This window comes from Photorhabdus aegyptia, assembly GCF_000612035.1.
GTDB lineage: Bacteria > Pseudomonadota > Gammaproteobacteria > Enterobacterales > Enterobacteriaceae > Photorhabdus > Photorhabdus akhurstii.
Window position 1 is genome coordinate 19,521 of record NZ_JFGV01000066.1, and the last position, 10,130, is coordinate 29,650.

Here is a 10,130-nt window from a genome sequence, read left to right on the forward strand (position 1 = left end):
TTGTTTAGATATGCCATTAATATAATGGCGCTCATAATATAAGGTGATAAAAATGGAAAAAGAATATAATATTAAAAATTCAGAAGTTAATTTAGAAAATACTAAGATTGAATCAAAGGGGCCATCAACCGATGATTTGAAAAGCCGCTTTAAAGAAGGCAGTATTCCTTTACAAGCTGATTATGCAGACCTAATTAATATTGCTGATATTGGCCGCAAAGCAACCGGGCAAGCTCCTCAACAAAATGGACCAGGATTAGGATTGAAACTGGATGATAATGGTACGCTTAATTTAAAAATGGGTACTATCCCCAGTAAAGACTTTTCTCCGCTAATACTAGAAAAAGATATTTTATCTGTAGACCTTGGTAGTGGTCTGATTAATAAAGACAATGGAATATCTGTTGGTGAAGGTAAAGGTATTGTTGTAAATACAGATGACGTGGCTGTCAAGGCTGCGGCTGATGGTGGTATTAAGGTGGATGATAAAGGTGTTTCGGTTAAATATGGTGATGGTATTTCGGTTAATGGAAATGGAGTAGAAGTTAAGGCCAAAGATAAAGGCAGTATTTCTGTTGAGCCAGATGGTATAGCTGTTAAGTGTTGGGATGGTGGAGGTATTGTAGTAACTGATAATACCGGTCTCTATTTGAAATTAGAGGGAGGAAATTCAAGTAATGCTTGGAGTGGTGTAAGTGGTTTAAGCTTGAGTACGAAAGGCGTAAAAGTTAAAGCGGGTAATGGTATTAAGGTTGATGATAAAGGTGTCAGTATTGATCCTAACAAAGTACTCCCCAGAGGAATGATTGTGATGTTTTCTGGTAGTAGTGTTCCTGAGGGATGGGCATTGTGTGATGGTAATAATGGTACGCCAAATTTGATCGATCGATTTATTTTAGGCGGGGATTTTTCTGGTGTTAAAGGGCAAAGTAATACTAAAGTTTCAGGACCTAAAGATGGTAAATCATTTAGTTTTAATTCTGATGAGGCTACATTAAATATCAATGGCAGAACAAATGAGAGATCGTTATCTATTGGTCAAATACCTAATCACAATCATCTTAGTGGAATAATAATTGACACAGAGATAATGGCCCAGCATGGTTATTATAAGATCGATTCAAACAAGAGAGCGGTAGCTTCTTCGAATAATACCAACAATAGATATCTCTATTACTCAACAGGGATGACCACATCTAAAGGTGTTGTAAATGGAAACAGTCCAGAGACACACAATCATGATATTGATGTGAAAAACACAGGCAAACATTCCCATAGTAATAAAATAACAGTTCCTTATTATATTCTTGCTTTCATTATGAAGCTTTAATTTGTTCATTAATCGTAAAGGGAGTGCTATTTATGACTTCGGAGCTAAATTTATTAAATCGAATTGCTATTACTATTGAAGCTAATAATCAACAGGCGGCTAAAAAAGTATTACATGGTTCCATACTTAATCAGAACAGTGTAAGTAAATTACTTAACCTATACTTTAATAAACATGCGACTAGTCAGGATATCTATTTAGATGAATTAACGCTGAATCTTGGTGAAATTAATTCAAACAGTTTTAATTCTCTGTTTCCTATTCGGCTTAATGCTGAACTAAATAAAGCATTGGGCCAATATCGCGAAAATAATAAGGAAAAAACCATTTCGGAAAATTCAATAATATCCCAGAATACTGGTAAATCCTCTTTATTACATAGTAATGATTTATCTGATATTGAGGGATTTATCCAGTATTTATATCAAAAAGAGGTTAAATTAAATTCTGAAAAAGTAATAGCAGATAAAAGAAATATTGACGTTAATATTAAAGTTTTAATTAATCAATTAATGCAAATAGAGAAAAATTTAGCATTATTATTGGCAAAAAGTTGCTTATCTGAGCACGGTTTGCAACGGCTTTTAGCTATCAGTCAACCAGATTTATTAACCGCGATTAATTGCAAATTGTCGGAGAATATAGATAGATCTCAGCATCAAGAAAAGGTAATTTTCTCTTGGCAATTGGTATTGAATGCATTGGGATATATCCATCGGTATAATGCGCAGGAAATACCCAAACTAGATATGAACGTGATATCATATATCATGGCTGAATTTGATAGCAGTATACTTGATATTGTGCCTATTATTACGTTGTTTCGCCAGAATATAGTCGCTGAAAATACCTTATTAAATGAATGGTTGAAGCCGATTTGGCAAATAGAATGGATTCCAAGACTGTGTAAGACACACCTCTCTATTCAGGAATATAGAAATTTAGTCAATCGTTTTGGTTGTGAAACACAAACTTCTAGAGAACAATCTTTACAGCGAATAGATCCGGTTAATTCAATGATTACCGAGCTATTACAGAAACTATCTACAGAGCATCGGAAAAGTTTATTACAATTAAATCAGTATCAAGCTTTTCAAGAACAACCAATGTTATCAACACCAGATAATTTGCGCCCTAAAGATAATAATTGTAATCAACCTCGGGCTATTAACAGGCCATATTCTGAATCAGATTTAACTTCTCCATATCAGGTAAGTAATGCTGGAATATTAATTCTATGGCCGATGTTACCCGCTTTTTTTAGTCAATTAAATCTACTTGAGGAGAAAAAATTTATTCATCAGCAAGCTCAATTTAGGGCGGTTGATTTCCTAGACTATCTTATTTGGGGGAATGAAGAGGGGCAGGTAGAGAGAAAAACATTGAATAAAGTTTTATGCGGATTAATGATTGATGAAGAGATGCCATCAATCCCTGTTGAGCCAGAAGAAGAGTTGATAATAGAACAATGGTTGGATGCGATTATCGCTCAACTTCCGGGCTGGAAAAAACTGAGTCGTAATGATGCCCGCCAACTGTTTTTACAACGACCGGGTGAATTGCTGATAGATGAACAGGAAATCAAAATTACGCTACAACATCAGCCATTTGATCTGTTATTAGCCGACTGGCCGTGGCCGTTAAATATCGCTAAACTTTCCTGGCTAAATCGTCCTTTACAGATTGACTGGCAAAATATTTAAAAGGTTTATATGAACTCTTTACTTAAAAATAGTCACTATGTGGTGGCTGAATTACATTGGATTTATCCCCATTTGGAACGTATCGATCTGTTATTACAGCGCTACTATTATCAAAAGAGGGAAAGGTACGATTTATTACCGGAGAGTTTTTTACTTACTGAGGATAAGGTAGAGGAATATTTGGCACAACCGCAGGGTTTTCCTCATTGGCTATTTGAGGAAGGTGACATTATTATTCATCCGAAAACTGAAGAACACTTTACCTCTGATTTATTGTCTTTATTGGTTGAACGTTTTGAACTCACAGAATTTGAGCGTGATGCTTTATTACTCGGTTTATTGCCACATTTTGACAGCCGTTATCATGCATTATTTGCCGCTCTGAATGGTAACAGTAAAAAACAGTGGCCCAATTTTGCTTTAGCAATTGAATTATTTAGTCAACGCCAAAGTGACTGGCAATTCCTGCAAAACAGTTTTTTACCACACGCACCGTTAATCAATAACCAATTATTACGGCTCAATAACCACGAAGAACCTGTTTGGTTACAAACGCAATTTTTAACCCACAGCGCCGTTTGGCATTTTTTATCAGGACAACAGGTAATTTTGCCGCCTCTAATAACTTGTGCTTATTGGCATTATCCTGTTTCACGCCTTTGGTATCCACCAACCCTTTGTCATTCACTTGAAAAGATATTATTGAAAGAAACTGATGAAATTCGTCCGCTGGTGATACTGAAAGGAAAACAGGGCAGCGCTAGAGAATTAGCGGTCAGCAATATTATGGCGTTTCACAGAATCAGCACTTTAATCTTGGATTTAGCTCGATTACCAGAGGAAGAGAACTCAACTGTAATAGTTAATTTGTTAGCAGATGCAGTGAGAGAAGCACGGTTACATAATGCTTGTTTATTAATTCGCAATTTTTCTTTGCTTGCAGAGGAAAAGAAAATATTGAATAACGCATTGTCCGTTTTATTGAGTCAACCAAGGTTACGGGTGGTTTGTTTAGTGGAACCGGGAGATACATTAATATGGATTAATTATCTGCCAATAGTGCAAATTAATATGCCGGTAGCTACGCTGGTGGATAAAGAGTCTATGTTGAAAGAATATTTACCGGATAATACCGCTCAGAGGATTAATATTGCTCAATTGTGCCAGCGTTTCTCATTTACCGCAGAAACCTTGCCATTAATTCTAAAAGAAGCTTATCGATATCAAATATTACGGCAACCGGATGGTCAATTAGAGGAAATAGATTTACGTAAAGCATTAAGTTTCCGTGCTCAACAGAACTTAGGTAAATTGGCTAAACGAATAACGCCAATGCGTAATTTTAATGACTTAGTAGTTTCTGATGAATTAGCTCAACAATTGAAAGAAATTATCGCGGCAATTAATTACCGTGACCAGATTTTGAGTGCTGGCTTTCAGGAGAAAATAGGCTATGGTACCGGTATTAGCGCACTATTTTACGGTGAATCGGGAACGGGAAAAACAATGGCCGCAGAAGTGATTGCTGGGCATCTTGGTGTTGATTTGATTAAAGTCGATCTCTCTACCGTGGTGAATAAATATATTGGTGAAACGGAAAAAAATATTGCTCGTATTTTCGACCTGGCTGAGATGGATTCCGGGGTACTGTTTTTCGATGAAGCCGATGCACTATTTGGCAAACGTAGTGAAACCAAAGATGCTCAGGACAGACATGCCAATATTGAAGTTTCTTATTTGTTACAACGGCTGGAGGATTATCCGGGATTGGTGATTTTAGCCACTAATAACCGTAGCCATTTGGATAGCGCTTTTAATCGCCGTTTTACCTTTATTACCCATTTTACTTATCCTGACGAAACATTACGTAAAAAAATGTGGCAAACCATCTGGCCTGAACAATTGAAATTATCCGACGAAATTGATTTTGCACATTTGGCTGAACGGGCTGATTTGACTGGGGCTAATATTAGAAATATTGCTTTATTAGCATCAATATTATCCGTAGACAATAATAGTGAAAAAATTGAGCATCAACATATAGAGCGGGCGGTTATTCTCGAATTAAATAAAACAGGCAGACTGATTTTTTAAATACTTATTAAATTTGGAGTCGATATGAAAGATATCATTGAACCTAATAATGCTATTGTGGAAGTTAATAACGCATTAAAAGATATTCTATCTCAATATTTAAATAATATTGATATTCGTTTTGATTTACCGGAGATAAATTCGATTCCATCGAAGCCGACAATAAGTGTATTTCTCTATGATGTACATGAAGATTTGCAATTACGCTCTGCTGAACCAAAGCGTTATAACCCTGTAACTAATTTATTGTTACCTGGATGGGTCAATATTAATTATAATTATTTGATTACTTACTGGCATTCGAATAAACCCTCAGTTGATGGCAGTAACCCAGATAGCCAACCTGATAATCAAGCCGCAAAAATAATGACTTCTGTTTTGAACGCATTGATTAATCATCGTCAATTACCAAAAATTCCTGGTGCTTACACCAGAGTTATTCCGCCGCAGGAGAATTTAAATAGCTTGGGTAATTTTTGGCAGGCTCTTGGTAATCGTCCAAGACTCTCTCTATTATATTCAGTTACCGCACCGGTAGAACTTCAAGATATTAAAGATACAATAGAGCCAGTTATGGAGATTTCCCATTCTGTGAATCAAAAATTGAATCCTACTAGTTCACAAATAAGCCAAGCTTTGTTAGCAGAATTATGTACTGATTTAGGTGGTACAGAAGATGTGCGTTTGGCGCTAACTAAAGTGAATCTAATAACTAAACCAGTCTTATCGGTTGTAGACAATAATGATAAGCAAGAAAATGAAAAAATTATTCTTGAGATTTCAGGCATTACTTTTTCAATCTATTGTTCTGAAATAAAGGAGATTCTTTCAAGATGGGTAAGCAGCCGTAAAGCGGTTGTTAAGATAAATGGCATAGGTATTATTGTTGATAAAGTAGATTCTAATAAATTAATTAGCATTTAAAAATAATCACTTAATTAATTACCCATAATAAAATGGTAAGTAATAGAAGATAACAATATTTTTATTGATTGCTTTATATAAAAACATCTTGTTGCTAGGAGTGTTTTAGCCTATATATTACTTACTTATAACTCTTGGGTGATAATATTATGCCAATCAGCGACCTTGCAAAAAAAATTGAAACTCGTGCCAGAAAAGATAAAACATGTGAAAATATAGAAACCGGTAATCATCTGGAAATAGGGCTTTCTACTGGCTTATCGAGAACAAAGGATAGATCAAAGTTAAAAAAACATAATATAAATGCCGTAAAATTGATAGATGATATTATCGCATTACATAATGATCCAAAAGGAAATAAATTACTTTGGAATGATAATTGGCAGGAGAAAATCACTGATCGGGATTTGGCAACTATATTTAAGGCAATTGATGAAATTGTTTCTGAATTCGGTGGTATTGAATCCTACCAAGAAATAGTTGGGGTAAATCCTTATGATCCTACTGAGCCCGTTTGTGGTTTATCTGCCCAAAATATATTTAAATTGATGACTGAGGGGGAACATGCTGTTGATCCAGTAAAAGCGGCCCAGACAGGAAAAATAGATGGCAATGAATTTGCTGAAAGAGTTGATCAACTCAGTAGTGTAAAAAATTATGTTGCATTGGTTAATGATCGTCGACTAGGGCATATGTTTTTAATTGATCTCCCATCCAATGACCAGGAAACAGTGGGATATATCTATCAATCAGATTTAGGAGAAGGGGCATTGCCTCCCCTTAAAATAGCAGATTGGTTAAATTCCAGAGGAAAAGATCCCGTTAATCTTAATAAATTAAAAATATTGTTAAGTCATAAGCTTAATCTATTATCTGACGATGAAAAGAGCGCGTTAATTTCAGAGACGCTTGATATACATAAAGATGTATCTAATGTTAAGTTAGATAGAGTGAAGAGAGATCAAGGCGTGGACATTTATTTAACCGAATATGATGTTAATGATTTTTATGAAAATATTGAAAAATTAAAATCTAAACTTGATAACTAAACTTGATAATTATGATAGAAAATTTAGTAAACCAGAGTGAATTGTATTATTCAGATGTTTATATTAGGATTGCGAAAATAATATTAGGTAAATCAAAATTTTAGATGTAATAAATTTAACCAATATAGTGGAGTGGGCCTATTAATGTTAAAACAATGCTAATCCTCAAACAATATCCACACAACGTACTAGAAATAGTGCCACGCAGTCGCCATTATCAAGTTCTTCTGGTGGACATCTTGAGCTTTTAAATAATGAGAGTGAGTCTGGGGATGGTTATAAAAGCAGGCAAACCAAAGGATTGAAGCAATTTCTTGCGGATAGAAGCCTTAATAGGGGATATATTTCCCCGTTGAGGAATAAAGGGTTATTGGTGGGGAGTGAAGAGGCGCCAATTAACGTGCCTGTCGTGGCCCATCGTTATGACAGTAATCGGGAACTTGCACAGGCAATACCTTTGAGAAATAACGTTCCCCGTCAGGAAAATCCTTTTCATGATGTTGTGATGGGATTTCTTGGTGATCAAGTTACATCATCAGAATCGGATTCAGGAGCGATAGGAGTGCATTGGGGAAAAAATACGCTGGACCCCAATATTACCGGGATTAATGTGGTGAATGGAGCATCGGGAACCGTGGGGATTAGAATTGCTTTGAAGGATATTCAAGCGGGACATCCGGTTATTGTTACATCTGGCGCATTGAGTGGTTGTACTATGATATATGCCGTGAAGGATGGCTATTTTTTTGCTTATCATACGGGACAGAGACCCGGAGATAATGTGATCATAAGTAAGATATTTGAAAAGAAACTGAAAGATAATTATGGGAAAAACTTGGACTAAGTGGGAAGTTATGGAGATTCAATTGTAAATCTTTTTCAGTATTTAAAAGACAGACCGAACGAGAATCATGCTTAGTTTGTCATTTGATTTTATTAACTGGATAAATCAGCACTCAAACTGACACTTGTCAAGAACAAAGTTAGACCTAATCTGACAGACCGCTAAGAGCGAAAAGTGGACTTAACGTCGTGTTCAACTTACAAACTGTCGAGTGCGCTAAGCGCACAGTGCTGGAACGATTTGTTAGTTTTATTGCGCAGAAAATAATGCCGTAACGGCTTCATTACTATCGCTTGGGTTCAATCTAAGTCGGATGCGCTTGTATGCTTTTGAAATAGACACTTGAAGATCTTCTAAATCTGAGTGAGAAAACTTTGATGTAAGATTTTCTTCTTTTGCTCTTTATATGCGTGCACTAATTTCAGTAACCGTTACAATGCTACCAATAAACTTTTCTATTTCTTCTCTTAAGCCGTCAACCCACTGCTGCCTGAGCTCAGAAACTTTTTGTCCTTTAGAGAGAATCAGTAAAATAAATGAAAAAAAACCGCAATTATAGAAGCAGTTACAACTCCAATTGGGATTAACACACTAGCAGGCATTACAATACTCCATTTTGTAAAACTACCGTTTAGCGTGATCTTAGCCCGTTCCAGCGAGCGGAGAGAGTGATTTGACCATTTGTTAGGCATCATCTGTCGGTAGCGTAAAGCCCAAGGTACGTGCCACTGCAAATGTAATTCGCTTATTTTCTTTAATAGACATCTTTAGCCAGTCGGTCATAGCATTAAGTCCGTAACAATGATCTTCAAAAAACTGCCCGATTTTTTGAGTGGCAATTTCGATTGAGATTTTATTGTCTTCATTCGGGGTGCTGGATAATTTCTTTACTTCAGTTAGGCACATGGCAATAGTCATTAAGCCATGGCTGCACTCTCCAGTGTAGGCAAAAAAGAACAACTCTGGAAGGGCTGTGGAAAGTTTGGAGGCGAATGCCCGAACTTCGGGGATTTCGAATAATTCACGAGGATCTTGATCGTATCCGTGAAATGAGATTTCAATTTTTCCCTGGCAATGCTCTGCAAGTTCACGAGTGGATTTGATTCTGTCGAAAAACTCTCTGGCACTCAAAACATCCAAGGCATCAACCTCGTCACGACCTATGATGAATAAGAAGTGCTTGTGATCAACAATGATATCGTTCATCGCCCAGTAGCTCTCTACTTCGCTCAAGTAGTCTGTGGGTGGAGGTAGCAGGCTGATTATTGTATTTTTCGAGCTTTCTAGCTTGTTTTCAAAAGGAATGGTAATTTTCCAATTGTTTCCAGCCTTGGATGTGGCCTCTGGATCAAAAAGAGTCCAGTAGCAATCATTTTTTTCGGGGTGGCAAATAACGATTAGTGTAGGTATTGGATAGTTTGCAAGATAGTTGAAGTGCTTTTGTTCGCCGCGATAAATGTAGCCCCATTTGTTCTTCTCAGTAAAAAATGAGGAGCCATACTTTATTTGCAATGCGAGCATTTGGCCTGTAATGGCTCCATTTTCAAGGATGACATCTACCTGCGCATCAATCCCGAAGTCATGCTCCTGATGGTTGCGTTTAAATAACCACCCGAATTTTTCGTTTATCATGCGGGAAACTATTTCAATGCCACGATCACCCTTCTGAGCAGCTTTACTATAAGTTGGAAATCCTTGTGTCATACTCAAACCCCATTTAAGTGTACAGCTGGGTAGTGATTATTAATAACTGCCTAACAATTTAATAGAAATCGCTGTACCCGCAAGCCTAGCAGAGCATTTTTTTACCTTCTTTCCTGATTTTTACTCATACCAAGCTAACGCTTATTTACCTATATTTCAACAGTATTTCTGGCAATTTTTCATTTCTCAAGCGACAAAATGTATACGGGTAGTACGCTAATTGTGATAATTTTTACTCATCAGAAATAGCTGGTGATTTAACTAGTGGTGAAGTCGTGAATATGGGGATAATCATTTGCCTGAATATGGAAATTTATAGGTGGGGACAAGTCCCGCACCTACAGGTTTTTTTAATATCCGCTTTTGGCACTGAACGATATGTCGGATTAGGTAGTGTCCCTTAATTATATAATCTCCGGCAAAAGAGTCGAATACAGCCTAATTTCACCATCGACAGATAGTTTCGTGCTGTTTTTTCATAG

The 10,130-nt window shown here is 36.5% G+C and carries 7 protein-coding genes; 6 read left to right on the forward strand and 1 reads right to left on the reverse strand.

Annotation, left to right across the window (positions count from 1 at the left end):
* Nucleotides 1-52 precede the first annotated feature (52 nt).
* The 6 genes from BA1DRAFT_RS17510 (at nucleotide 53) to BA1DRAFT_RS17535 (ending at nucleotide 7,944) form a co-directional block, all read left to right on the forward strand.
* Complete coding sequence (locus BA1DRAFT_RS17510; protein ID WP_036781775.1) at nucleotides 53-1,330, forward strand: tail fiber protein; 1,278 nt, start codon at nucleotides 53-55, stop codon at nucleotides 1,328-1,330.
* Between the two features lie 32 nt (nucleotides 1,331-1,362).
* The gene (locus BA1DRAFT_RS17515) at nucleotides 1,363-3,033 is read left to right on the forward strand and encodes a contractile injection system tape measure protein (protein ID WP_036781777.1); all 1,671 of its coding nucleotides are present in this window, start codon (nucleotides 1,363-1,365) and stop codon (nucleotides 3,031-3,033) included.
* A gap of 9 nt (nucleotides 3,034-3,042) precedes the next feature.
* Nucleotides 3,043-5,127 carry an ATP-binding protein gene (locus BA1DRAFT_RS17520; RefSeq protein ID WP_036781779.1) on the forward strand — a complete coding sequence of 695 codons (2,085 nt, stop codon included), beginning with the start codon at nucleotides 3,043-3,045 and terminating at the stop codon, nucleotides 5,125-5,127.
* 24 nt (nucleotides 5,128-5,151) lie between these two features.
* Nucleotides 5,152-6,051 carry a Pvc16 family protein gene (locus tag BA1DRAFT_RS17525; protein ID WP_036781780.1) on the forward strand — a complete coding sequence of 300 codons (900 nt, stop codon included), beginning with the start codon at nucleotides 5,152-5,154 and terminating at the stop codon, nucleotides 6,049-6,051.
* A 149-nt stretch (nucleotides 6,052-6,200) separates the two neighbouring features.
* The gene (locus BA1DRAFT_RS17530) at nucleotides 6,201-7,100 is read left to right on the forward strand and encodes a cycle-inhibiting factor (RefSeq protein ID WP_051560847.1); all 900 of its coding nucleotides are present in this window, start codon (nucleotides 6,201-6,203) and stop codon (nucleotides 7,098-7,100) included.
* Between the two features lie 301 nt (nucleotides 7,101-7,401).
* On the forward strand, nucleotides 7,402-7,944 hold the full coding sequence (locus BA1DRAFT_RS17535) for a cytotoxic necrotizing factor Rho-activating domain-containing protein (protein WP_160170017.1): 543 nt from the start codon (nucleotides 7,402-7,404) through the stop codon (nucleotides 7,942-7,944).
* Nucleotides 7,945-8,628: 684 nt separating this feature from the next.
* Here the strand turns inward: BA1DRAFT_RS17535 and BA1DRAFT_RS22760 are convergent.
* The gene (locus tag BA1DRAFT_RS22760) at nucleotides 8,629-9,648 is read right to left on the reverse strand and encodes a DUF4365 and DUF1817 domain-containing protein (RefSeq protein WP_082303719.1); all 1,020 of its coding nucleotides are present in this window, start codon (nucleotides 9,646-9,648) and stop codon (nucleotides 8,629-8,631) included.
* Nucleotides 9,649-10,130: the final 482 nt, after the last annotated feature.